Origin of the sequence: Cuniculiplasma thermophilum, from assembly GCF_052315355.1 — an archaeon.
Lineage (GTDB): Archaea > Thermoplasmatota > Thermoplasmata > Thermoplasmatales > Thermoplasmataceae > Cuniculiplasma.
Window position 1 is genome coordinate 1 of the sequence record NZ_JBLSDF010000015.1, and the last position, 24,807, is coordinate 24,807.

Annotated in this window: 28 protein-coding genes, 1 tRNA gene and 1 other RNA gene; 20 read left to right on the top strand and 10 right to left on the bottom strand. The window is 38.0% G+C overall.

From position 1 onward, the window contains the following. Nucleotides 1-369: 369 nt before the first annotated feature. Nucleotides 370-702 carry a nucleoside triphosphate pyrophosphohydrolase family protein gene (locus tag ACNF42_RS03670; RefSeq protein WP_443339121.1) on the bottom strand — a complete coding sequence of 111 codons (333 nt, stop codon included), beginning with the start codon at nt 700-702 and terminating at the stop codon, nt 370-372. A gap of 229 nt (nt 703-931) precedes the next feature. After that, nucleotides 932-1,016 (bottom strand) — tRNA-Leu (locus tag ACNF42_RS03675). A gap of 84 nt (nt 1,017-1,100) precedes the next feature. Here ACNF42_RS03675 and ACNF42_RS03680 point away from each other — a divergent pair. After that, nucleotides 1,101-1,319 carry a hypothetical protein gene (locus ACNF42_RS03680; RefSeq protein ID WP_443339124.1) on the top strand — a complete coding sequence of 73 codons (219 nt, stop codon included), beginning with the start codon at nt 1,101-1,103 and terminating at the stop codon, nt 1,317-1,319. On the opposite strand, the gene ACNF42_RS03685 is transcribed toward ACNF42_RS03680, so the two are convergent. Together ACNF42_RS03685 and ACNF42_RS03690 are read right to left on the bottom strand one after the other, a co-directional pair. Continuing rightward, nucleotides 1,310-2,245: a transcription initiation factor IIB gene (locus ACNF42_RS03685; protein WP_443339126.1), complete on the bottom strand. Its 936-nt coding sequence runs from the start codon at nt 2,243-2,245 to the stop codon at nt 1,310-1,312. The genes ACNF42_RS03680 and ACNF42_RS03685 overlap by 10 nt on opposite strands. A gap of 12 nt (nt 2,246-2,257) precedes the next feature. Next, nucleotides 2,258-2,473, bottom strand: a complete 216-nt coding sequence (locus ACNF42_RS03690) for an H/ACA ribonucleoprotein complex subunit GAR1/NAF1 (protein WP_443339128.1) — start codon at nt 2,471-2,473, stop codon at nt 2,258-2,260. Nucleotides 2,474-2,714: 241 nt separating this feature from the next. On the opposite strand from ACNF42_RS03690, the gene ACNF42_RS03695 reads away from it, so the two are divergent. Genes ACNF42_RS03695 through ACNF42_RS03705 form a run of 3 tightly spaced genes read left to right on the top strand, consistent with a single transcriptional unit; the run spans nt 2,715 to nt 4,444 of the window. Further along, nucleotides 2,715-3,623 (top strand): transcription initiation factor IIB, encoded by a 909-nt coding sequence (locus ACNF42_RS03695; protein WP_443339130.1) that lies wholly within the window; start codon nt 2,715-2,717, stop codon nt 3,621-3,623. Further along, nucleotides 3,620-4,186: a GMP synthase subunit A gene (locus tag ACNF42_RS03700; protein WP_443339133.1), complete on the top strand. Its 567-nt coding sequence runs from the start codon at nt 3,620-3,622 to the stop codon at nt 4,184-4,186. Before ACNF42_RS03695 ends, ACNF42_RS03700 begins: the two co-directional genes overlap by 4 nt. Nucleotides 4,187-4,192: 6 nt before the next feature. Further along, nucleotides 4,193-4,444, top strand: a complete 252-nt coding sequence (locus ACNF42_RS03705) for a PRC-barrel domain-containing protein (protein ID WP_443339136.1) — start codon at nt 4,193-4,195, stop codon at nt 4,442-4,444. 3 nt (nt 4,445-4,447) lie between these two features. Here the strand turns inward: ACNF42_RS03705 and ACNF42_RS03710 are convergent, their stop codons facing one another. The 4 genes from ACNF42_RS03710 to ACNF42_RS03725 all read right to left on the bottom strand — a co-directional run bounded on the left by ACNF42_RS03710 (nt 4,448) and on the right by ACNF42_RS03725 (nt 7,618). Then, nucleotides 4,448-6,103, bottom strand: coding sequence for a glutamate--tRNA ligase (locus ACNF42_RS03710; RefSeq protein WP_443339138.1), 1,656 nt, complete (start codon nt 6,101-6,103; stop codon nt 4,448-4,450). Beyond that, nucleotides 6,090-7,052, bottom strand: coding sequence for an NOG1 family protein (locus ACNF42_RS03715; RefSeq protein WP_443339141.1), 963 nt, complete (start codon nt 7,050-7,052; stop codon nt 6,090-6,092). Before ACNF42_RS03715 ends, ACNF42_RS03710 begins: the two co-directional genes overlap by 14 nt. Before the next feature lie 5 nt (nt 7,053-7,057). Continuing rightward, nucleotides 7,058-7,237 (bottom strand): DUF1059 domain-containing protein, encoded by a 180-nt coding sequence (locus ACNF42_RS03720; RefSeq protein WP_443339144.1) that lies wholly within the window; start codon nt 7,235-7,237, stop codon nt 7,058-7,060. A gap of 120 nt (nt 7,238-7,357) precedes the next feature. Further along, entirely contained in the window at nt 7,358-7,618 is a 261-nt protein-coding gene (locus ACNF42_RS03725; RefSeq protein WP_443339145.1) for a hypothetical protein, read from the bottom strand. A gap of 60 nt (nt 7,619-7,678) precedes the next feature. Here ACNF42_RS03725 and ACNF42_RS03730 point away from each other — a divergent pair, with 60 nt between their 5' ends. Continuing rightward, entirely contained in the window at nt 7,679-8,389 is a 711-nt protein-coding gene (locus tag ACNF42_RS03730; protein WP_443339147.1) for a helix-turn-helix domain-containing protein, read from the top strand. On the opposite strand, the gene cobS is transcribed toward ACNF42_RS03730, so the two are convergent. Further along, on the bottom strand, nt 8,367-9,143 hold the full coding sequence (gene cobS / locus ACNF42_RS03735; protein WP_443339148.1) for an adenosylcobinamide-GDP ribazoletransferase: 777 nt from the start codon (nt 9,141-9,143) through the stop codon (nt 8,367-8,369). The two genes, ACNF42_RS03730 and cobS, sit on opposite strands and share 23 nt — an antisense overlap. 48 nt (nt 9,144-9,191) lie before the next feature. On the opposite strand from cobS, the gene ACNF42_RS03740 reads away from it, so the two are divergent. The 6 genes from ACNF42_RS03740 (at nt 9,192) to ACNF42_RS03765 (ending at nt 15,246) form a co-directional block, all read left to right on the top strand. After that, nucleotides 9,192-10,241 (top strand): aminotransferase class I/II-fold pyridoxal phosphate-dependent enzyme, encoded by a 1,050-nt coding sequence (locus ACNF42_RS03740; RefSeq protein WP_443339149.1) that lies wholly within the window; start codon nt 9,192-9,194, stop codon nt 10,239-10,241. Beyond that, nucleotides 10,231-11,640, top strand: coding sequence for a cobyric acid synthase (locus tag ACNF42_RS03745; RefSeq protein WP_443339151.1), 1,410 nt, complete (start codon nt 10,231-10,233; stop codon nt 11,638-11,640). The genes ACNF42_RS03740 and ACNF42_RS03745 overlap by 11 nt, the downstream gene beginning before the upstream one ends. Further along, complete coding sequence (locus ACNF42_RS03750) at nt 11,630-12,619, top strand: cobalamin biosynthesis protein (protein ID WP_443339152.1); 990 nt, start codon at nt 11,630-11,632, stop codon at nt 12,617-12,619. Before ACNF42_RS03745 ends, ACNF42_RS03750 begins: the two co-directional genes overlap by 11 nt. 6 nt (nt 12,620-12,625) lie before the next feature. Then, entirely contained in the window at nt 12,626-13,594 is a 969-nt protein-coding gene (locus ACNF42_RS03755; RefSeq protein WP_443339154.1) for a nicotinate-nucleotide--dimethylbenzimidazole phosphoribosyltransferase, read from the top strand. Between the two features lie 196 nt (nt 13,595-13,790). Then, nucleotides 13,791-14,095, top strand: an RNA gene (ffs, locus tag ACNF42_RS03760) — signal recognition particle sRNA. Between the two features lie 14 nt (nt 14,096-14,109). Beyond that, nucleotides 14,110-15,246: an HD domain-containing protein gene (locus ACNF42_RS03765; RefSeq protein ID WP_443339156.1), complete on the top strand. Its 1,137-nt coding sequence runs from the start codon at nt 14,110-14,112 to the stop codon at nt 15,244-15,246. Here the strand turns inward: ACNF42_RS03765 and rimI are convergent. Next, the gene (gene rimI, locus ACNF42_RS03770; protein ID WP_443339158.1) at nt 15,224-15,673 is read right to left on the bottom strand and encodes a ribosomal protein S18-alanine N-acetyltransferase; all 450 of its coding nucleotides are present in this window, start codon (nt 15,671-15,673) and stop codon (nt 15,224-15,226) included. The genes ACNF42_RS03765 and rimI overlap by 23 nt on opposite strands. Nucleotides 15,674-16,296: 623 nt before the next feature. Between rimI and ACNF42_RS03775 the strand changes: the two genes are divergently transcribed. The 9 genes from ACNF42_RS03775 to purL all read left to right on the top strand — a co-directional run bounded on the left by ACNF42_RS03775 (nt 16,297) and on the right by purL (nt 24,788). After that, nucleotides 16,297-16,716, top strand: a complete 420-nt coding sequence (locus ACNF42_RS03775) for an FAD synthase family protein (protein ID WP_443339160.1) — start codon at nt 16,297-16,299, stop codon at nt 16,714-16,716. Between the two features lie 319 nt (nt 16,717-17,035). Further along, the gene (locus ACNF42_RS03780) at nt 17,036-17,836 is read left to right on the top strand and encodes a GNAT family N-acetyltransferase (protein ID WP_443339162.1); all 801 of its coding nucleotides are present in this window, start codon (nt 17,036-17,038) and stop codon (nt 17,834-17,836) included. A gap of 741 nt (nt 17,837-18,577) precedes the next feature. Further along, the gene (locus ACNF42_RS03785; protein WP_443339164.1) at nt 18,578-18,952 is read left to right on the top strand and encodes a dihydroneopterin aldolase family protein; all 375 of its coding nucleotides are present in this window, start codon (nt 18,578-18,580) and stop codon (nt 18,950-18,952) included. Between the two features lie 2 nt (nt 18,953-18,954). Continuing rightward, nucleotides 18,955-19,497: an NTPase gene (locus ACNF42_RS03790; RefSeq protein WP_443339166.1), complete on the top strand. Its 543-nt coding sequence runs from the start codon at nt 18,955-18,957 to the stop codon at nt 19,495-19,497. A 53-nt stretch (nt 19,498-19,550) separates the two neighbouring features. After that, nucleotides 19,551-20,570: a class I SAM-dependent methyltransferase gene (locus ACNF42_RS03795; protein ID WP_443339209.1), complete on the top strand. Its 1,020-nt coding sequence runs from the start codon at nt 19,551-19,553 to the stop codon at nt 20,568-20,570. A gap of 56 nt (nt 20,571-20,626) precedes the next feature. Continuing rightward, nucleotides 20,627-21,445, top strand: a complete 819-nt coding sequence (locus ACNF42_RS03800; protein WP_443339168.1) for a UbiA family prenyltransferase — start codon at nt 20,627-20,629, stop codon at nt 21,443-21,445. Continuing rightward, entirely contained in the window at nt 21,442-22,188 is a 747-nt protein-coding gene (locus ACNF42_RS03805; protein ID WP_443339170.1) for a phosphoglycerol geranylgeranyltransferase, read from the top strand. Before ACNF42_RS03800 ends, ACNF42_RS03805 begins: the two co-directional genes overlap by 4 nt. Before the next feature lie 39 nt (nt 22,189-22,227). Next, nucleotides 22,228-22,473, top strand: coding sequence for a phosphoribosylformylglycinamidine synthase subunit PurS (gene purS / locus ACNF42_RS03810; protein WP_443339172.1), 246 nt, complete (start codon nt 22,228-22,230; stop codon nt 22,471-22,473). Further along, complete coding sequence (gene purL, locus ACNF42_RS03815) at nt 22,473-24,788, top strand: phosphoribosylformylglycinamidine synthase subunit PurL (protein ID WP_443339174.1); 2,316 nt, start codon at nt 22,473-22,475, stop codon at nt 24,786-24,788. The genes purS and purL overlap by 1 nt, the downstream gene beginning before the upstream one ends. Nucleotides 24,789-24,807 lie beyond the last annotated feature (19 nt).

Genomic DNA, 24,807 nt, shown 5'->3' on the forward strand with positions numbered 1-24,807 from the left:
ATCATTGTGATACAGATCATTAAGAAGGGGAGGGAAGGCAGTCCAGTCAATTGCCTCCCTTGCAAATGCAAGTGGATCATTCACAAAATATTGTCTGTACTTTTCCCTAAGAACTGTGTCGTAAAGGTCACTCACACAGTAACATGGCTATCCCATGAATAAATGTTATTGTTCCCTTATCTGTTCAGGGAAATGGGTTTTTAGAAATCCTCTTCAGATATTACGGATGTAAGAATTTGATCCTAAATTTGGTTTTAAAGCAAGACCACCTTCCAAAGGTAATTCTCAAATTTAAAAATATTGAGATTTATATGCTAAATATTCGACTTAAAGGGATTTGAAATATATAAAAATCTTAGGACCCACATACTATTGGTCTCTAAAAATACTTCTTTCTTCACTGAAACCCTTTGGGTATCTTTTCTTTAGTTTATCTATGTTGGCTTGGGCAATTTCAGAAAGATTGGAATTAATAGCTCTTGCTGCTTCACTTAAATACCATAATATATCCCCAAGCTCCTCTATAATCTTATCTCGGTTAAAGGAATGGCCCTGGAACTCTACTTTCTTTATCAGATCTGCAACCTCCCCAGATTCGCCACAAAGTCCCAGAGCAGCGTTAATTAAATTGCTCCGTGGACCAGCGGTTCTCTTTTGCTGCTCCTCATATTTTTCAAAGGAGTTCAATGATTCCTGTGTCACATTGGAGTAGTGAAAATATAAATTTAAATCTGATCTAAAAACTAATAATATCAAATTCAATAGAAAATAGAATTAACAAAATGAAGGTATAAGTCAAGAGAAGATGCATTCGAAAAATTTAATGTTACATGCATATCACATTTTAACTCATTTGCCGAACTAGGATAGAGCTTTTGAAACAAAAATAATTATTTTCATATGAACTTATTATCAAGGAAATTTAGACAAGTGCGGAGGGCCGGATTCGAACCGGCGAACCCCTGCGGAAACAGATCTTGAGTCTGTCGCCTTTGACCTGACTCGGCAACCTCCGCTCCCTTACCTATTTCAATCTGGAATTAAAATATTAAGGTAAGTGCCACAGGACACTTTTTATAGATTCCTGCAATATTTTCTTGTTGGATATTATAATTGAGATTAGAGACGATGAAAAAATTCTTCAAATTATTGAAAAAGCATGCAGTCCGGATAATGGTAATTTAGGAAAATTCATAATGAAAGAAGGAACGCTGGAATTCCATACAAAGACGCAAAAAATAGGAAATATCTATAGCCTGACAGATGAGGTATTAAAATGCTACGAACTCATTAAAAAATTGGTTAGGGATTACTCCTGAACCTCAAGTTTCAATTTTTCTGTTAATTCCTTGTATCTGTTTCTTATGGTTACCTCTGTCACACCAGCAACTTCAGCCACGGATCTTTGGGTTCTTCTTTCGCCAGTGAGGATTGATGCAATATATATTGCAGCAGCGGCCACTCCGGTTGGACCCTTCCCTGACGTAAGGTCACCATCCTGTGCCATCTTGATAATCTCAGCTGCCTGCTTTCTGGTCTCCATAGATAACTTAAGCTTGCTGCAGAATCTGTTGAGGTAATCCTCTGGTTTGGATGGCAGTATATTGAGCTGCAAATATCTGCTCATTATTCTGAATGTCCTTCCAATTTCCTTTTTCTTCACTCTTGTTATGGATGCTATCTCATCCAATGTTCTGGGTACGTTAGTTATACGGCATGCGGCATATAGGGAACCAGCTACAACTCCTTCTATACTCCTTCCCCTTATCATGTTTTGTTTAACTGCCCTTCTGTATATGACAGCTGCAGTCTCCCTCACATCATTGGGTATACTAAGATTAGATGCCATTCGTTCCATTTCCTGCAATGCCTGGGACAGATTTCTCTCTGCAGCATTTGATACTTTAATCCTCTTCTGCCATTTTCTTAGCCTATAAAGCTGAGCTCTGTTCCTTGTTGGTATGGATTTTCCATAGGAATCTTTATTTTTCCACGATATGTCTGTGGAGAGACCTTTATCGTGTATAGTAAAAGTCATAGGTGAACCTGCCCTTGCCCTGGACTCGTTCTGCTCGGAATCAAATGCTCTCCATTCAGGTCCCTGATCAATATAACTGTCGTCAATAACAATACCGCATTTATTGCATACAAGTTCACCTCTTTCATAGTCCCTGGATAGATCGGTTGAACCACATTCCGGACATTTTTCTATCTGCTCTATACTTTTTTTATTCTTGTCTTCCATACAAAACACCTTCTAAACCTTCACGAAGAATTTTTCCACTTCCTTCTTAGTTTGATCAGATACGGAAACTAAACCGTATGGACTTTTAACAGGACCCATTATACGTATTATTTTACCTATTTTATTTCCATACTGATCAAAGACGGACTTATTCATCATGTCCACAGTCACTTCACTAACCACAAACTCCTTATTTATAGCATGAAGGACTGGAATCGGTTTAAACATTAATTAATAGTATGGTTTACCAGTATATAAACTTATAGTAATGTTATTAAAAAAATATCCAGTGTACCCATAAAGGTTTATTAAACAGAACTTGCAGCGATGAACTTATTTACCTAATATATTTGGAATTATTCATTGATTAAAATTTAAAATGTTAAATTCACACTCTTTATAATTAGTTAAAACTAAATAGTGGAAATGCAATATTTAAATCCGATGAAGTATGAAAAATTCGGACCCTATGAAAAGATGCAAAGACTGCAATTCTGACCAGATATTCACCGATTATTCACGGGGAGAAATATTCTGCGGGAACTGCGGGGCAATCTTGGAGGAAAATTTAATTGAAAAGGATCCGGATATTTTCGACAGCATTTCTGAAAATGGTGATAAAACCTTACCCAGCCCAAATACAAACACCTACATGAGCCATGACAGAAATTTAAGAACTGAAATTTCAAATGGAAGATATGATGGAACAGGTAAGTTGATAAAAGGTAAAAATAAAGAAACAGTCTATAGACTGCTCAAGGCGCAGAATTTAAGCAAGGTCAATAACAGCAATGAGAGGAGGCATATCAAGGCGATTCAATATATAAACGGATTTTCAGCCCGACTCGGAATGCCCGATGACATGAGAGAAATGGTAGGAAAGGCTTTTAAGGAGGCACTTTCCAGAAAAATAACAAAGGGAAGAAATACCGAATATATTGTGGCCAGCCTTATTTATGCAGTATTTAGGAACTACGGTTATCCAAGGACTCTCCACGAGATCGCTGAGGAGCTTGGCCTTGAAAGGAAGCGCATTGGACGGTATTATAGGGAAATGATAAGGGAAATTAACATGGAACAGAGGATGCCAGATATACAATACTTTATTTCCTTTTATTCGCGTAAATTAAATCTGTCAAAGGAGGTTTCCGCAGAGGGAGTTAACATATATTTTCTAGCAGATTCTGCTGGCATAAAGGATGGGAAAACTCCTGCTGGTCTAGCCGCGGCCATTCTATACGTTGCATGTAAAAAATGTGGCTCTAAAGTTACTCAATCTCAACTTTCCAAAATCTCAGGAGTAACGGAGGTTACCATAAGAACAAGATATAAAGAGATAATTAAGAGGTTAAACATTACCATGCAGGATCAGGAATGAAAATATATGTTGTGGACAACGGTGGTCAGTGGACACACCGGGAGTGGAGAGTGTTGAAAAGCCTGGGAGTTGATTCACAAATACTGGATAATGATTCTGAATTTCAGAATGTGAAGGATGCCGATGGCTGGGTTTTATCAGGTGGTGCCCCTAGCATCATAGGAGAGATACCAAAATTAGGAAAGATTGCTCAGATAATAGATAATCCCCAGGTACCTGTTTTTGGAATATGCGTTGGAGCACAATTCACAGCGCTTCACTTTGGTGGAGAGGTAAGGAAGGCCCCCTTTCCAGAATTTGGAAAAACGGAAGTTAATTTTGTAGACAATGGTGGTATATTTAATGGAATTCCTGAAAAGATTACTGTTTGGGAAAACCACAATGACGAAATTACAAAACTTCCTGAGGGATATAAGCTCGCAGCGAGTTCTAAAAACTGCAAGGTTCAGGCCTTTTATGATACCAAAAATCCCATTTTTGGGGTTCAATATCATCCTGAGGTGGAAAATACAATGTTTGGGAGGGAAATATTCAAATCCTTCATAGAATATTGCAAAAGGTGAATTGAAATGGAATACATGAAAGATATTATAGACCTTCCTGTTTATACAGATAAAGGTATACTTGTGGGTAACGTTTACGATATAATTTTAGACAGCGACTCTAAATCTGTTTCGGGGATACTTGTAAAGGATACAAACAGAGAACTTGTTGAAGATGGAGTTGCAGTCTCAATTCCGTACAGGTGGGTGAAATCCATCGGAGACGCTGTTCTTCTTCACATATTTCCAGACCACGTAAAGAAACCACCAGTGAGATGACCTTCATCTGTGTAAATAGAGGCCAGTATGGTCTCCAACAACATTAACGAATGCATACCTTTCCATCTGGAATATGCCTCTCTTGTTTTGAAGCAGTGGTTCAACCACTCCAATTTCTGTTGTTCCATCAGGTTTTAGGATACTGAATTCAATTCCATCTTCCGTCACCCACTGAATAATCTTTTTTCTTGAGGATGTGTTTTCCTTTCCTGAGAAGATAAACCTTTGACCTTCCTTTCTTATGTTATAAAGATCCTTTAGTCTGATGATATCCCCATCTTTTAGATCCCTTATATCCGAGGATGGTACTGAAATAACTGGATTTGCCTTCACCACATATTTTCTGTATCCCCTGCTTTCTTCATTTGGGTAGAGAGGAATATTGGAGACTGTCTCAGGGGCTTCATCTATCCTTATCTTAACTGGTTCGGGAACGAAGAAATACCTATCTGAGCTTTTGTCTATAAATTGTCGATTAATGGAATTAAATATATCCCACGAGAAGTCTGAATTTACCTCTTTGAGCCCTGAATCAATCCAGTATTTTCTAAATGTCTCAGGCTTGTATCCCCTTCTTGCAAGAGCTCTTACCGTTGCAAGCTGCACATCATCCCAACCGATGTACTGACCTGATTCGATCCCTTTTCTCATAAGTGACGTTTTTAGAATTGTGTCCCCTATGTGTATAGTTCCGTAATGGAAATATTCGGGAAGTTCCCACCCGAAATATTTGAAGATATATTTCTGTCTCTCTGTATTGTTTATATGATCTGAGCCCCTTATGACGTGAGTCAATCCCAGTTCATGATCGTCTATAGCAACGCTGAAATTCATTAATGGATAAAACCTGTATTTTTTTCCTGTATGAGGATGCTCTCTCTCAATAACTCTGAATGCAATCCAGTCCCTTACTGCTGGATTTGGATGGAATAGATCTGTCTTGATAATAAGGACTGGAGACTTACTCTTTTCTGTTCCCTTAATTACATTTCTGAACAGTTCCAGATGCTCCTCGGGCTTCATGTCTCTGTGCGGACATGCGGTTGAATTCATCAAATCCCTTTTAAAATCCTCCACCTTGCATGTGCACATATAGGCTTTTCCCATCATTATTAGTTCTTCTGCCCTTTCGTAGTACAGGGGAATTCTTTCTGATTGTATGACAACACTTGTAAAATTAACACCCAGCCATTTATTATCTTCCGGAATCATCTCATATGCCGGAGGATATATGTTGTTTGGATTAGTATCCTCTATGCGGAGAATTAGTTCCCCGCCATATCTTTTAACGTATTCATCGTTTAAGATGCACATCCTTGTATGACCAAGATGCAGTGGCCCGGATGGGGATGGTGCCATCCTCATCACCACCTTCCCCCTTACATTTTTGAGTTCCGCGAGGGGATGCTCATTGCTCTTTTTTTCTTCTATAAGTATTTCAGGATATTCACTTTTCGCCAGATTTATCTGATCCTCAATTGAGAGAGAATTTATCCTTTCAACACTCGACTTTATATCGCCCATTACTTCCCGTATTCTTGATTTCATTTCGGGGAAAGTGCCAATAAATTTGTTAACAACACTTCCCACATCGGCTTTTCCTTCGTGGGTTATGGCATTTTTAAGTACCAATCTATCAATATCCCTATTGTTGCCCAATCATTTCACCAGCGTTAATAAATATGAAATTTCTTAACTGATCTATTCCTTCTCCTGTATATGTGGATATGGCTATATCTTCAGCCCTTTGACTTATATCAATCTTGGCCTGAATCCTAAACACTTTCTTATGAAATGTCTTTCTTATTTCATCATACAGATTCATCTGCTGCTCCACGCTGTATCCAGATGTTCCCGAATAGTCTACCAAAAATAGAATTATTCCCTTTATATCCTTCAGACTAAGGATTGATCTCCTTTCTAAGTCGTTTCTCTCAGCCATTGGTCTGTCCAATATTCCAGGGGTGTCAACAAGTTGTACCCTCACATCTTCATCCATCATATGCCCAATATAAACAGACTGTGTTGTAAATGGATATGGGGCAGTCTTTACATCATTTCTCGTTAATGAATTTAAAAGTGAACTTTTTCCAACGTTTGGCATTCCAGCGATAATAAATGTAGGCTGATCTGGATTTATTTCCGGTAATGATCTTAGAAAATCCCTGCATTCCCCCAGTAGCTGCAGATCTTTTTCGATACCCTCAATCACTGAGCAAAATCTTCCGTAGTATCTCTTTCTGATATTGACCATTTCAAAGGTTTTCCTTGCCCTTTTCAACTGATTTATATTCTCAGTAGCCAGTTCCACTATCTTTTGACCTGCCCATTGAACATTACTCAAAGCTATCTTATAATTGTCGACCCCAAATTTAAGATCTATGAAATCTTCATAAAAGGGATGCATCTTCTCAATTGTAGGAAATTTTTTCACTATCTTAAGGAGATAAGGCGCAGCAACGCTTTCAGCAGTTGCTATCCTGTCAATATTCTCCTTTCTGATCCTGTTTTCGAATACCTTATCGTATGGCTCCTCAATTTTCGATGCTTTTCTGAGACTTTTGTTTATAATTTCATCTGATCTTAAAATGGTCGGGATTTGCTTCATCCATTTCACTTTTCCTCAATGGCTGCGTCAATTTTCTTTTCCCACTCTGGTGGGATATCGAACTGATTGTGGGCATATCTGTTGTGTATCCTTATTTTGGCCCAAACATCCTTTTTGGTTGGTTCATTAACTGAATAGCTGCAGTCAAAACCCACGTCTTTGCACTTATAATAAAATCGTGTCATAGTTCAGGTAATCAATGCTGGAATAAAAATATATTATTTTTTAGCCTGCTAAAAGAGCAAGTTGCAAAATTTAAAAGTTAAAAATAAAATTTTTAAAATACCAATTGGCAGTCAGTAAATTTAGAACATTTTCTGTGCTTCGAAAACTTCGTGTTTCGTCGGAGGATTAACCTTCTCGAGAAGATCTTTCATGTCCTTAACGCTAGGTGCTTCCCAGTTGCATATTGCTGTGTTTTCTCCCTTTAGGACAGATATTGACTTCAGTGTAAATCCTGCAGGTAGCTTTCCATTCTTTTGCATATCTATTATGCTTCCTACTACCTTAACAACTTCCTCTCCATTCTTTTCCTTCCATTTGTGCTCAACTATTACGTCTGCCATTTTTCCACCAAATGATATATGTAATAGTAAGGCATATATTTTATACCGGCATGAACCGGTATGGATGAAATAACAATTGAAAGCCAAAATGAAATGCTGTTCAATCGTTTATCCAAAAAGTTTCCTGAAGTTAAATTTTACAGATGGTGCAATTCAACCGTGGATTTTTTGGAATTTATTTTGGATTCCAGTAATAATGAAACTCTTAAGAATTCACTTCAGGAGGCAATAAATGAAGTAGGTAGTAAATTGATATCTTACAGCCTTAACGAAAACAGGCTAAGCGTTATGATGAGCTGCAAATGCAGTGTTAACAACTCCACCATAAGAATAGTAGAATCTGAAAGCTGCATGTGGAAGGCCCCAGTATCCTATTATGAGGGAAGAGAAAAAATAACCATATATTCGCCGGATGCACAATGTTCAAACAGAGTATTTGAAAAAATTTCATCAAGGGGTCCTGCGGAGATAATAGAAAAGAAGCCTATGAGGGTTGAGGGATTTGTTAATTCTTTTAACATATCCCTTGAGGACATCTTTGGAGGGTTGACCAGGAAACAGATGGAATCAATGATCAAGGCAATAGAATCTGGTTACTTTGTATTTCCCCGAAAGGTTCATCTGGAAAATATTGCAAAGGCCATGAATCTATCAAGGTCAACCTATCAGGAGCATCTTTCTGTAGCCCTGGAAAGAGTAATGACAAGGATAGGACCTCTTCTTTCCCTATATTCTTCAACCGTAAACATCAGGGAAGGTGAACAAGGATAAGAGGTAAATGGGAACATATTACTGGCGATAGTGAAGGTATATTTACAAGAATTAGAGAAAACATCCTTCCTATCTCCCCTGAGGCCCCCATAATGTCACCATTTATTTTTTCAAATATTTTCATGACATAAAGCCGGAATATGAGTGAAATGACTATGGATATTGAAAATATAAGCAGAAATTGAGGCATCAGAAAAATTATAATTAGAATAACAGGAAAAAAATTTGAAATGAAAAAAGTTTTCCTGCCGATGATTTCGTAGAAATAATTGGCAAGCCCAGACTCTGTGGTTTTATTTCTAAATGATATTAGAACGATCCAGATTATGGAATTGATCTGAGAGAACAATATTGCGGATAAAAATTGGTTGTGATCTATACTTATTAGGGATATTATGGATATGGCATAAACTGAAAAGAGTGAAAACATTCCACCTGATCCGTTCGTGGAATCTTTCATAACCTTAAAGCGTTCATCAGGAGTTCCCCTCTTCATCAGGCCATCACCCAGGTCGCTCAGGGCATCTACATTTTGAAGGCCCAGGAAGAGACTGATACCAATAAATGAAATTATAGCTGAAATGTAAAAATTAAGAAAAAGTGACAAAACAAGATATAAGAGAACAGCAAAAATAGAAGCAGTTAAATAAGGCATCCACAACAGGTTTATGGCCCCCTTATCAAATTCTTTATCGTTCACGGGAATTATGGTGAAGAAGCCGAAAGATGACCTTATGGCACCTAAAAGATTCATCGACCCATGATTGTTAACTTCTATAAATATGAAAATAATTACATTCCTGTGAAGGAAAGTTCACTTAATGAGTTTGAACATGGGGATAAATATTCAAGTAATGTTCAGAATTATGGAAAAATCTTGGATTTCAGCGCGTCCATAGGCCAAAGAGGTAATAATGAAGAAATAACCTTCAACACAGAGAGCCTCAGACATTATCCCGTTGTGGGCAGACAGATGAAAGAGTTAATACAAAATATTTCCGGATTTAACATAGAGAATATAACTCCTGGATATGGGTTGACATCTCTCATATATGCCGTGTATAAGATATATTCCGGTGGCAAGGTAATATTTGGAGAGCCCATATTCTCGGAGCACAGGCGTGCAGCCACAATAGAAAAGATGAGCATTGCAAGGCTTCCCATAAAACTACTTTTAAATCAACCTAAAATAATAAACAACTATTCACCTGATCTTGTTGCCATAAATTCACCGGTTAATCCAACTGGGGAATACATTCAGTATGAAGTTATTGCCAAACTTCTGGATGAACTATGGAAATCAGGAGTTACACTATTTCTGGACGAGGCTTTTGTTGATTTTGTAGCCGAGAATATGAGAGGAAATGTACATGAGCTCCTGGAAAAGTATCCCAATCTTATTATAGGAAGATCCTTCAGCAAAATTTCTGGTCTTGCCGGTATAAGGCTTGGTTATACAATTTCCGCAAGAGAGATGGCAAAAAAAATAGAGAACAATTTGGAACCGTGGACAGTGCCACAGTTTTATGCCGATATCCTGCCACGTCTGCTAAAAGATGGAATTAAGCCTGAAAATATAAGAGAGGAGAGAAACTATGTTATGGAAAAACTTGTAGAATATGGATGCACCATTTTAGGAAAACCCGATGCAAATTATGTATCCTTTAGACTTCCGGAAACAATGTCGGGAAGTGACTTTCACAAAGGACTGCTTAGGGAGGGATTTTTGATCAGACCAATCGGTAATTTTTATGGATTTGGGGAATCTGACTTCAGAATAGCGATCCTTGATCATGAATCAAACCAGAAATTGTTGAATTCCATAGAAAAGGAGATTGTGAATGACAGGTAAATTTATTCACGTTCTAGGTACATCATCGAACGCAGGTAAGACAACACTAACAATGGCTATTTGCAGAATATTAAAGGATAAGGGATTCAAGGTTGCTCCATTCAAGGCTATGAATATGTCACTCAATTCAGTTTCCACACAAAAGGGTGAAGAGATATCAAGAGCGCAGTGGCTTCAGGCAAAGGCTTCTGGAATTGAACCTGACTGGAGAATGAACCCGATCCTGTTGAAGCCTGAGGGTATGGGAAAATCACAGGTAATATGCAGGGGAACCTCTCTTGGGGAAATGACGGTGGAACAATATGGAGAATTTCTCCGGAATGAAGGACGAAAAGCTGTACGAGAGGCCTTAAGTGATCTGCTCAGGAACTTTGAATACGTGATTGGTGAAGGATCAGGTTCGTGTGCCGAGGTGAATCTTTACGACAGAGACATTTCAAACACATGGCTTACAGATGAATTCAAAGGAAAAGGCATACTTGTTACAAATATAGAGTTTGGAGGTGCCTTTGGATCCCTTTATGGCACGAAGAAGATTGCACAGTATCCTGATACCATTTCCTATTTTGTTATAAACAATATGCGTGGAAATCACAATATGCTCCAAAGTGGAATTGAATTCATTGAAAATGAAACCGGAATGAAATGCCTGGGGGTAATTCCTCATTTGGAGAACCATCTCCCGGGAGAAGATTCGCTTGACTACATTAAACAGGGAAGGGGCAATGTTGGCGTAATAAGATATCCTTTCTTTGAGAATTACAGTGATGTAGATTTCCTTTCTGCCAACGGGCTCTTTAGGTATGTCACAACAAGGGAGGATATGGATGGTATAAAAACGATCCTATTACCTGGGTCCAAAAATGTAAGGAATGATATGGAATTTCTGAAAGAAACCGGCCTTTGGGATAAAATAATTGAATTTCACAGACAAGGAGGAATGGTAATTGGAATATGCGGTGGTTACCAAATAATTTCTAAAAAAGTGACCTTTCATAATGGAGAAGAACCAGTAAATGGACTTGGCCTTTTAAACACCGAATTCACATATTCCAATGTAAAAACAGTTCAAATGGGAGAATACTCTTCTAAGTTAGAAAACCTGGAATTTCATGGTACAGGGTATGAGATTCGTTATGGCCAGATAGTGAAAAATTCAGAAAGGCCTTTTCTCCTATTCCGTTCAAGAAAAGAAGGCTCTATAAGCCAAGATGGTAGGGTCATTGGAACCAATGTTCACGGAATTCTCAGCAACAGGGATTTCCTGGAATATGTAACAGGCCTTAAGTTGAAGGAAACCTATGATGAACTGCTTGAAAGAAATATAATGGAATTTTCAAGCAAGGTATCGGCAAATTTAAAAACAACCATACTTTCACAGATCATAAATGGACATTGAACTGTTAAAGCTGGCTATTGAAGGATTCCTTGTGGCCCTTGGAATCGATCTGGTGTTTGGGGAGCCACGGGGTTTTTTCCACATAGCAGTGATTTCAGGTAAAATCTCTGAAAAAATTTCCGCAAGAATTATTAAGAAGCACAGCAGTGAACTTTCAGGAGCACTCTTTCTGATTAGCATTATTCTCATAATACTTATTCCTTTAATGATCCTATTTGATCTCCTTTATACATTTCAGGTTCTTTTTATTGTTCTTATTCTTGTCTTCGCCATATTTCTTAAGAGTACCTTTGCACTTACCTCAATGGGGAAGCATATAAGACCAATCATAAGGAGTTTGGAAAAGGATGACGTTGAGGGTGCAAGATTTCATCTGTCTATGTGCGTCAGAAGAGATACGTCACAACTGAATCAGGAGGGCATATGTTCAGCCGCAATTGAAACAGTAAGTGAGGGTATAACTGATTCCTTTGTGGGATCCCTCTTTATGTATTCTGTTTTCTCAATAGCAGGCGCAATAGTTTATAGAATTGTAAACACAATGGATTCTATGTTTGGATACAGAGATGAAAAATACCTTCACTTTGGAAAACCAGCAGCCCTTGCAGATACAATCCTGAATTACATCCCTGCCAGGATCACTGCAATTCTGATCTATTCTTCATCATTCCTTCTGAATTACAATATGAGAAAAACAAGGCTAAGAAGCGTCATTTATTCAATTCAGAGTAGGAACGCAGCATATTCCATTGGTTCAATGGCGGTCCTTCTCAATGTGAGGCTGGAAAAAAAGGGAAAATATATAATTAACCGAAGTGGTTTTGCTCCTTCTGTAACAGATGTGAGGAAAGCCCTAAACATATTTTATCTTTCCTTTGTGATCATGACACTGTTCATATTTTTTCCACTTCTTATTATATTTTCAATATTTCTATGGCCTCATGTACCCTACATATTTTTAATAAAACTCCCATTCTGAATTATCATGATTACGAGTGTAAATATACTGATGGCTGGCTCCACTGAGATTTCAAAGATACCAGGCATTTCAGCGGCAGGTAGCACTCCAGAAATGTCTATGATTACGCCTGCCCTGGATGTTGAGATTCTTATGGAAGGAAAATGCATTTCCATGGACATACCGCCCATGACCCCTGACGGAATTCCCACACCATCCTTAATTACGAGGGCCTGCAATGAGATTACGGGGATTGAAGTATTTCCTGTGAATGCAGGTATGGGCCATAAACCTAAAACATACTTCTATGAAACAGGCCTTAAACCATCCAGAGACCCAAGAAGGGAGACTGCCTTACCCGAAATTGACAGAGCCTTGGGTGCTGGAAAACATCTTGCATCCATAATGAAAGGTAAAGAAAGAATAATTCTGAGTGAAACTATTCCAGGTGGGACAACTACCGCATTTACTGTTGTTTCCAATTTTGTAAAGGAATTCAGATCCAGCAGTTCACTTCCAAATGATCCTCAGGATGCAAAATTAGAAATTTTTAGGACCATAAAAGATCGGGTTGGAACCATAAATGATCCAATGGAGGCCATGAGGGAAATGGGGGACTACATGCAGGCCATAGCCCTATCCTTCATAGAGCACAGTGAAAACACAGAAATAATACTGGCCGGAGGAACTCAAATGGGAGCAGTCTATTTTCTGGCCCGGAGAATGGGGTACAACTTAGATAATGTTCAATTATATACGACTGATTCCGTTATAAGGCACAGGGGAAAGGAATTGGAGATGATTGTTCCGAAGGAAAGAATAAAGCATGGATCCATTGATTTTGAAAAATCAATTCACATTGGGTTAAGAAAATATGCTCAGGATAATGTAAGAGAAGGGGCAGGAATGGGTGCGGCTATTTTGCTGGCCATGAAGCAGGAAAACAAGGTAGATATCTTAAAAAGGGTTGACGACCTATATTCAACCTTCCTGTGATTAGGTGGATTTGTTCCTGCAGGAAGATCATAATAGGTAAAACTTATTTTAATTGGAATGGGGAACTGATGGAAAATAGATCATGATTTAAGGCATTTTTCAGCGAATTATTAGTTAAAATTAAAAACGGATTGTTTAAAAATGCAGATCCCCACATTATCAATAAAAAATAATAAGCATGGTTATATTGAGGTTATGCCGAGCTAGGTCGGGAGGTTAGGCACCTTCTGTTACCCGAAGTCTATAGGCGGGGACGACAGTCTGCCGAGGTAAACCTGGCCTCTGTAGAGCCTGTGTGGAACTATGATATTTCGCACCATCGGGTCGAGGGCTGATTATTCATGACTCAAAGGAGACATGGATTTTCACCTGTTCGGAATCCCGCCAGGTCCGGAAGGGAGCAACGGTAACCGGAACCTTGGATGCTGATGGAGAGCGGGGTTGAGGGAAATTCAGGAGAAACTCTACAGGACGTCAGGCCCGAGGTAGGCGTGCTCGGTTCTATGTGATAAGAAATGTTCAAGAATATTCAGGATCCAATCTGGGGAGCTATTGAATTGGACCCAGACCTTATGAGAATAGTCGATACCTTTGAATTTCAGAGGCTCCACTGGATAAGGCAGCTTGGAATGTGTTTTATAGTATTTCCGGGTGCTGTTCACACAAGATTTCAACATTCCCTTGGAACTATGCACGTGGCTTCACTCATAGGAAAGAAACTGGAAATGGATAATCTTAAGGAGATCTCCACAGCAGCACTCCTTCATGATATAGGTCATTTTCCTTTCAGCCATTCCTTTGAAAACTACTTTATGAGAAAATATAAATTGGATCACGAAAAAGAAGGCATTAGACTCATTAAGGGTGAAGAGGGAACTGGATCAATAGGGGAAGCTATGGATCGTGCAGGTATTGATAAAAAAATGGTCATTTCCATACTTTCCAAAAGTGCACCTGAAAATTATGTGAACGTAATAAGCGGACCACTTGACGCAGATGAGATGGATTATCTTGCCAGAGATAGCTATTTCAGTGGTGCAAATTTATCTCCATTCGATTTTCAGAGGATAATCAACATGATGAAAACAGATGGTAAAAAAATCTACATTGAATACAAGGGGGTTTCCAGTGTTGAGTCCATAATGATTTCCAGGTTTCTAATGTACAAAACGGTATATTTCCATAAAACAGTGAGGATCGTCCAGAAGATGGTGGAGAGAGCCTTAGAAATGGCCAATATAGGTAAAGAAGGGGTGAAGATGAATGATTTCCAGCTTATGGAGGCCATCGGAAATGAAAAATCAGGAAAAAATATAATGGAAAGAGTGAGCAGGAGGGACCTTGACAAGGTGCTCTACAGAAGGGACCTTAAGGGGGAACCAGAGGCAACAGATAAGATAATGGAGAAGATTCAGGAGGAATTTCAGGACATATCCCTTGACATACTCCCACCCATCTCGTTCAGGAATAGGGATAGAGTGAAAAACAGCATACCTGTATTGCACAAACATGAGTTTGTAGATATAATGAATATATCGCCCCTTGTAGAGTCTTTGTATGCCAGTTTTAATAGAAGAGAACTGCTGATATATGGACCGAGAGGTTATCCAGAGCACGAATTGAAGAGAGTTATAGATCTTTTACCATCCTGAAAGCATTTCTGCTTCCCTCATAAAATTCCTCGTAATAATTTTCCAAAAATTCAGATTGAATATATCCTGCGCTCAGATAAAGTTTTATTGCGGAAAGATTTTTATCTCTTACCTCAAGAACTGACCTTTTATATCCTCTTGATCGCATTATATCTTCAAGAGCCTGTAAGAGCTCTCTTCCCAGTCCCTTCCCCTGATATTCCGGATCGATTGCAATACTCTCCACATCACAATCTGTTTCATTCATTCCTATTCCCATTGCATAACCTATGATTTTTCCAGATTCTTCCATCACAATTGACATTCCTTTTGATAATTTATATGAAACTTTAAGCATATTATAATCGTATGGACCAACAGGAAAAGATCTCTTCTCGAGATTTACCAAATTCTTGAGGTCCGATCTCTTCATTTTTCTTATATTCATAAAATCAACTCATACTCAATTATATTGGTAATTTATTTTTCAAATGCTACAATATTCTATCATAATATGGTGATAAGAATACCCATTGGGTTCTTTGTTCCAAAATTTTGCCGAGGCATGACCTTTTCCTGGGAAGGATGATGAATGTTGAGAGGCTGAAACAAACATAGTAAACAACCTTGAAAAGATAATTATGGCAGATATAAGGCTTTTGAAAGAGGATGCTTGGCTTTTTCTATATTTAACTACCAAACATAAGAACATTATTCAACACCACATCTTGATGATTCACATTACAGGCCTTTAAATAGGACGGAACTGTATTTCACTTAATTGGCGTTAATTTTGACACACCTTATTCCTTAACATTACAATCAATTCATAAGCCACCTTTACATGAATTTTGGAAGACTAAAGCCCTTAAATCACCACAATTTTCCTTGTATCTAAGGGTAAAATCCCTGTGATAATAGGGATGGAAAGATTTAAGAATCCTTCGGGGTGCATTGGCACATAGACTATCAGATTCATATACATCAATTGTAAATCCCTATGGAATGTTATGTGGCGATTGCATAACTTAACATTTATAGAAGGAAAAGAAATCACAGATAAGTGGACGTATGAAAAAGGTAATGGCAACCGGAGTCTTTGATATACTTCATCTTGGCCACATTCACTATCTTGAAGAATCAAAAAAACAGGGGGATTATCTGATTGTTGTGGTTGCTTCAGATAAGACTGCGGAAAAAAACGGGAAGAGACCCATATTTAGCGAAACCACAAGAACGAGAATGGTAAATTCACTCAAGGTTGTTGATGAAGCGATAACGGGAGGTTTCGGTAACATTTACGATACCGTTGAAAAACTAAAACCGGATATCATAACTCTTGGATTCGATCAGCGATTCGTAGAGGAACAGATAATAAAGGAATGCTCAAAAAGAGGGCTGACCGTAGAAGTTTACAGATGCAGCCCATTGATAACTGATGAGCCCTTGGCTACAAGAAAAATAAGAGAGCGCATAATAGGGGAAATTTAAGGCAAAAATTATATGCATAACCACATAAACATTATAAGATTTGAAATCAGAAGTTTATAGACGATAAATTGTAAAAACCAGGGACTGAATGGGAATCAATGAGTAAACTGTTAGTGTAATAAAACAAATTTACGCTTCCCTCATTCTTTTTTAATAATGATTTGGATTTTGTGCCTCATTTGAAGATTCAGGTAGGGACTATCTATGAAATTCCTTCTGATTTGAAGTTCAGTTACGGGATGGAAATCGGATAGGGTTCTCATTACACGAAAGAAAGAATTAAAACAAATCATTTAATATTTATTATTAATAGTCAAGAATGGCAGATCATCAAAAGCTGATAAGAAGAATTGATGAAACATGCAATGGTTTAGATGTTGACTACGTTTCAGATGGTTCCTTGATGCCAATTAAAATAAATGGGGTAAAAGGTCGAATTTCTAAGATTGATAGCCCATTTCTTAACGTTGTTGGTATGGCAGATCTGGATGATGAAAATTGTGAGGAAGTTATCAAATCGGTTATAAACAGGTTCAAGATTGAGAATAAAGATTTTGGATGGCTCGTCGGACCTACATCAAAACCAGTCAACATTTGTAAACATTTGATTGATAATGGATTTAAAGAAGTCCCTGAAATTTCTATGTCTGGAATGATTCTGGATGACTTAAACGCCCAAATAAGTGTAAATGATGCATTTGAAATAAGGAAAGTAAGCGGGGATGAATTTGATAGAAATATTTCACTCATAACAAGATCATTCGGTATGGGCTTAACTGAGGATGTAGCTAAGATTGTGATAAAAATATATAAATCACAAGGAAAAAATAGTTACCTGTACCTTTCATATGCCAGAGACACTAAAAAACCAGTGGCATTTGCAGCTAGTGTAATTGATAAGAACAATGATGTAGCAATACTATTAGGTGCAGGAACCCTGCCGGAATATAGAGGTAAAGGTATATACTCATCGCTTGTTGCCAGGCGACTAAAAGATGCAAAGGAGGCAGGTGTAAATGCTGCAATAATTCAGGCAGTTAAAAATACTTCTGCACCCATATGCGAAAAACTGGGATTTAAAACAGTTTGTGAAATAAATTTCTATATATACAATCTCTGAGAATACTGTTTAAAGATGTACAAATTCTCTGTTAAATCATTTTCCTTTGCAGGTAAAGTTTCTATTTTCAATCTTAGTTGTAATGAGAAAAATTTACCCAAAATGAAAAGGTGCCTTAATATTATTGAATAGAAATATCAAAAAATGAAAAAGAAAATTTCAAGTCTTCTACTTGCGAGAAGTGGAAATCATTAAATTAAAATTCACATTTTTAACTATTTTCTCAATTTTTTACAGTATTCCATCACATTAACTCTCCATGATTTCAGACGCATCATATTCTTTTATCTTAGTTATATAGTTCTATTTAAACTTCCAGCATTATCTGTATCATTAAGATGCAGATCATTCAATAATTGTGTGAACAAATCCCAGAACATTAAAGTTCTTATAAAGTAATAAGGGATCATTTATCCTCATTAAAATGTATTTCTATTTCGGCGAATGATCAGTAAAGTAATTAATACTGAAAATTACTGGTTTCATGAATAAATGTTCCGGTGTTTAATTGGAAACATTATAAATCACCACTGAGAGTTCCTTTAACGAAGTTATTTAGTTTTATTTAATAATCAATATTTAAGCTGATCTTGATAGATGTGCTTAAAAGAAATCTTAAAAATTATAAATTTGCCCAATTATCATATTATGGAATAGACACATAAGTCTTATACATTTTTTGAATTTAACTAGCGAAGTTTTTTTTTAAATTTCGATAACTTTTATTTAAAAAGATGTTATATGGGAAACACAATGGATGATCCAGCTGCATCTTTTTTCAACTGTTCAGACAGAGAGAGAGCAATATTTGAGGCGGGGATTAAACTGGGTTCAATATTCCACCAGTACGTTGGTGTACCCTTAAACACGGAGAATACAGATGCGGTAGAAAGAGCAATAAGAGAGAGCGTTATGGTGCAGCCCTTTGTCAAAGATGCAACAGTAATAATAGACAGAGGTAAAATAGACAAGAAAAAAGGGCAATATAAATACGTAACCCTTTCCGGTGAAATGATGGATATTAGTGTAAAGATATGTTATGGGGAAGCTTGTGTAACCGGAAGGATGCGGTATGTGAAGGAAATGAACTACCCCTTAATGTATTTGGAGGAATGATAATGGCAGTAAAAATAGGGATAACTGGTCCGGTAGGATCTATCAAGGCTGAGGCGTTGCAAAAAATAATGGAAATGCTGAGAAATCAAGGTAAGGACGTTCAAGGAGTGCTCATCTCTGAGATTAACGAACAGGGAAAACTTAAGGGTTATTCCATTTTTGACATTTATACAAAGAGAAAGGTCAATTTTGCTGAGGTGGGGATCGTATCCAGAGTAAAGATAGACAAAATAGGTGTCGATACAAAACTTCTGGAAGAAATTCTGATTCCAAGTTTAACAAGGGCCAGAGAGACCGCAGATGTTATTGTTATAGATGAAATTGGAAAACTGGAAAACACAACAAAAAACGTTCAAAAGGAGATAAATGATACATTAAATTCCACAAAGCCTCTCATAGTTACAGTTCATAAAAAGTCAAGAAATCCAGTGCTTCAAGAAATAAGGGCACTGGAAGGTGTGCGTGTATTTGATATTACTCCCATAAACAAGAGCCTCCTGCCCTACAGAATTATGAAGGTAATAAATGGAGAGGAGAATCCATAGTAACATACAGAGAGGGGATAGTAGAAATTGAAACCGGTTCAGAAGTCAAAAATATAGGACCGGGGAAGGCTGTTCCTGGATTTTTAAACGCTGATCAGAAATTTAACAGGGATTTAACATTAACTTTCCTCAACACAGTGAGACCATCACTCTATCTTGATGGCTTTTCAGCAACCGGGATCAGGGGGTTGAGAGCTGAACTTGAACTTGGTTTAAAAGCAGTTATGGTGGAGAGAAGCAGAAAATCCTTTCAAATTCTCAAGAGAAATGCCGAAAGAAATGGATCACAATCTGAAATCTATAACGATACCTTTGAATCCATACTTTCCAAATACAGGTTTGATTTTATAGATATAGACCCATTTGGGGACGTGGTTCCATATGTGGACATAAGTCTACGTTATGTTCGTAATGATGGTTATATTGGATTCACAGCCACTGACCTGAGTGTTTTAACAGGTTCACTTAAGGATCACAATCTTAGACGATATGGAAGTGTTGTTATGAATAACGCCTTTCGCCATGAAATGGGCATCAGAAATCTGCTCGGATTCATTGCCAGAAGAGCTGTTACATTGGAGAGAGGCATAGAAGTTTTGCTCTCCCTATATCATGGCCATTTCTATAGGATTATAATACAGGTTAGGAAAGGGACTGAAAATGCTGAATCCACATTAAGGAATATTGCCTATTTTAATCCGTTCAGGGAAATAGGCAGTATCTATGGTGACTTTGACTACGGACCTCTTTGGATTGGAAATATTGAGGGTATATTTTCAAGAGGAGAAATACGCATACCAAAGTATGTTGATGAAGAGACCGGATACAAGTTCAATCATCTGAAATATGAGGATATGGGAATATTCTTCGTGGATATAGGTGACATATTTTCAAAGAATAAAATGAACCTACCTTCCATGACAAAGGTCAAAAATTATCTTGACAAAATGGGGATAGAGAATGAGAGAACACATTTTTCCAACACGGGACTGAAAGTTAAGGACAAGAGATATTGCATGGAAAACATAATTAAAGATTATGAAGAAATCTATAATAGCCATAGACAAAATTAGAACTTATAAAATTCACTAAGGAAATTCATAAATAACGAAAGAGATTAACCCATTGGATGAATTCTGCCCTTAGACTTCTGAGGCCTGTAAATGCAGTAATGGCTGTGCTGGGAACATTTATATCATCTCTGGTTGCGATTGGATATGAGATGTTAAATCATCTTGTTCTCATTTCAATAGCTTCGCTTGTGGTGTTTCTTGTTCTAACTGGAGGAAACGTTATGAACGATGTGCTTGATGCTGAAAATGATAAAGTAAATCATCCAGAACGCCCAATCCCCTCAGGTAAGATCACAAAGAAGCAGGGAACTTATATTTACTTAATTTCGTATATACTGTCAGTTTTTATTGCGTTGCTGTTTCTTAATTTATATGCGGTTATTTTGGTAATTTTGGCGGATTTCCTACTGATAGTCTATGAAACAAAAGGTAAATATAGAGGTCTATCAGGCAATATAATAATAAGCATTTTAATAGGGGCCATATTCCTGTTTGGTGGCATTATTTTTCTGAACCCTGAAAGAACCATACTTCTTATGACCCTCGCATCACTATCAAACCTGTCCCGCGAACTGATCAAGGATGTGCAGGATATGGAAGGTGATATTGACAGAATAACATTCCCAAAGAGATATGGCGCCAAGGCTGCATTAAATCTTTCATCGGCACTCATAGTCACAACCATTATTGTTTCCTTTGTGCCATATCTGGCCGGTCTGTTCTCATATGGGTACCTTATTGCTGTCATTATTTGTGATATTTCCTTCGTTTTAACTATGTTAACACAGTATAAGAGCGCCAAAAGGGGACAGAATCTTTCAAAACTATCTATGATGCTTGGGTTAATTTCCTTTACTGTTGGTGGTATCTTTTGAACGTCTATAATAAGATTATTGAAAAAACCAAAAGAGAAAAAGTGCATATGACTCTTATTGATCCTGAAACCTCGGGTGATGAGGGTAGTGCAAAAATTGCGGAACAGGCATGGAAGGCAGGTACCGACTTTATTCTGGTTGGTGGTAGTACACATCTGACTACAAGTGAAATGGATAGTGCCACCAAAAAAATAAAGGAAAAATGTGGAGTACCAGTCATAATATTCCCTGGCTCTTCCAGCATGTTCACTAGGTATGCCGATGCGATCTTCTTTATGTCCTTGTTGAACTCATCAGACCTTGAGTTTGTTGTTGGACACCAGAAGAAAGCATCCGTTCTTGTGAAAAGAAGCGGAGTTGAAAGCATCCCCATGGGATATCTGATATTTGAGCCCGGAATGACGGCAGGCAAAGTGGGAAAGGCGAAACTGATAGGCCAAAGCGATTACAAAGATGCTGTTGAATATGCAGTTGCTGCCGAGCTTATGGGGATGAGATTGGTCTACATGGAGGCTGGAAGTGGAGCACCCTATGCCATATCACAGGAGATGATTAAGAAAGTTAAAGAATCTGTAGATATACCGGTCATAGTTGGTGGAGGTATCAGAACAAAAGAGACGGCTCGTAATGTATCTGAGGCAGGTGCAGACATAATTGTTACAGGAACTGTGGCTGAAAAATCCGATAATGTTTATGAGACCTTAAGGCCAATTATAGAAAGCATAAAAAAAAGCAGGTCATAAATGTAAAATAATTTAATCATAATGCAATATAGGGATCAGATGGTCAAAATCAGAATAGAGGTCGGTTATCTTGACGGTGTCGAGGATCCTGAATCGTCAACATTGTTTCACAACCTTGGAATTCTTGGTTACGATGATGTTGAAAATGTAAAAATATTAAAAACCTATGAACTTCAATTTGATGGAGATGAAGAATCCGCAAAAGCAATGGCTAAGGCCATAGCAGAGAATCTCCTCATAAATCCAGTAATTAATAGTTATAAGGTCGTAGTTTTGGGTGAATAATGATGCACAATGTGCATGACCAAAAATTTTCCAATACAATAAAGATAAGGGAACTTGACCATCAATCCCTTATGGAAATAAGTATTAATATGGGTTTATCCCTGAATCTGGAAGAAATGATAAGGCTAAAGCATTATTTTTCTTCCCTTGGTAGGGATCCAACAGAGACTGAACTTCAGGCCATGGGACAGGCGTGGAGTGAACATTGCTGCTACAAGTCTTCAAAGTTATATCTAAAAAAATACCTATCCGGGCTTAAAACGGATTACACAATACTTGCTATGGAAGATGATGCAGGTATTGTAAGGATCAGAGATGATCTTGCATACGCCTTGAAAATGGAAAGCCACAATCACCCAAGTGCAGTAGAACCATATGGGGGAGCTGCAACAGGTGTTGGGGGAATATTAAGAGATATACTCTGCATGGGAGCTCAACCAATTGCAGTGATAGATTCCCTGTATCTTGGAAATGGGAAGGGAAAGAGACCAAAAGGTTCATTGAACACAACTTTCATGATAAACAACATTGTTGGGGGAATAAGGGATTATGGGAACAGGGTTGGAATACCGACGGTTGCAGGTTCTCTTTACTTTGATGAGACTTTTGAAGGAACCCCTCTTGTGAATGCGGGATGTATCGGTATACTTAAAGAAAAAGATATCAGCAGGAGCAGGGTATCAAGCACCAACGATGTTCTGATGCTCGCAGGTGGCAAGACCGGCAGAGATGGGATTCATGGAGTCAACTTTGCCTCCAGAAATCTTGAAACGGATGATAAGGAAAACAGAAAAGCAGTCCAACTTGGTAATCCAATAGTTAAAGAACCACTGATCAAGGCTGTACTGGAGGCAAACTCCCTTGGTTTAATTGCGGGAATGAAGGATCTTGGTGGAGGTGGTTTATCCAGTGCAGCAGGAGAGATGTGCCTTGCGGGTGGAGCCGGAGGCGAAATCATACTGGATAATGTAATACTCAAAGAGAAAAACATGGGACCTTGGGAAATATGGATAAGCGAAAGCCAGGAAAGGATGCTGCTCTCCTTAAGGGAGGAGAATGTTCAGAAAGTTAGGGAAATAATGGAAAAGTGGGGCATAGATAACAGTATAATTGGACACAGTGTACCAGGAAAGAGAATGAAACTATATTTCCATGGTGAAAAAGTTCTTGATCTTCCTCTCACTTTTCTCACATCAGGACCTGTATACGCAAAGCCCTACAAGATACAGAGAACCCATGAGAGGGAGACAGTTTTACTGAAAGATCCAGAAGATTTTGAGAAGGACCTTGAAAGATTTTTACTGGATTTCAACAACTCGTCAAAATTTAAAGTCATAAGGCAGTACGATTTTACTGTCAGAGGTAACTCGGTGGTGAGACCATTTTCAGGTTTCCCAAACAGAGAGGGCCCAACAGACGGCGCTGTTATGCGAGTGTCAAATGACAGAAAGGATGGATTGGCCATAACATCGGGATGCAAGGTTACCGCAACTGAGGTGGATAGCTACGAGGGAACAATGTGGACAATGGCAAGGGCATACAGAAATATTTTATGCCTTGGTGGTGAGCCACATAGCGTAGTTGATGCCTTAAATTTTGGAAATCCAGACAGGGTTGAAATTATGGGTCAATTTACAGAGTCTGTAAGGGCCATTGGAGAATTCTGTAAATATATGAAACTACCCATAGTTGCTGGAAACGTAAGTCTTTACAACCAGACAGGTGGAATTGATATCCCACCCGTTCCAAATATCCTTATGACAGGAATAATGGAAGATTATGAGAAATCCTTAACATCCGATATCAAAGATAGTGGGAGTACGCTCTATCTGGCAGGATGGAGTTCCTGCGATCTTGGTGGGAGCCTTTACCTGAAATATAGAAAAGTTAAGTCAGGGACACTTGAAAAAAACAATATGGATGATCTTATTAAACTGAGGACATTCATGCAAAAATCTTTGGACAGGGACTTGGTTCTTTCTGCCCATGATGTGGGAACTGGTGGTTTATTGGTTTCGCTCCTTGAAATGACTTTTGGTTCAGGAATAGGTTTCACAGTGGACATATCTGCCATATCCCCAAACAGATTGTTGAATAAGCTGTATTCTGAATCTGGAAACAGAATAATAATAGAGGTACCCAACTCAAAGGAGCAAGAGGTGGAAAAGGTAGGGGAAGGTATTATCCTAAAGAAACTTGGAAAGACCGGTGGGAATAGAATTGAGATTGTGAACGATTCAGTTACAGTAATAAATGAAGAAATCGAGAAACTAAGGAAAATATGGGAATCAGGTTTGGATAAAATATTCCCATAAATTCTTCCTTCATTCTGGA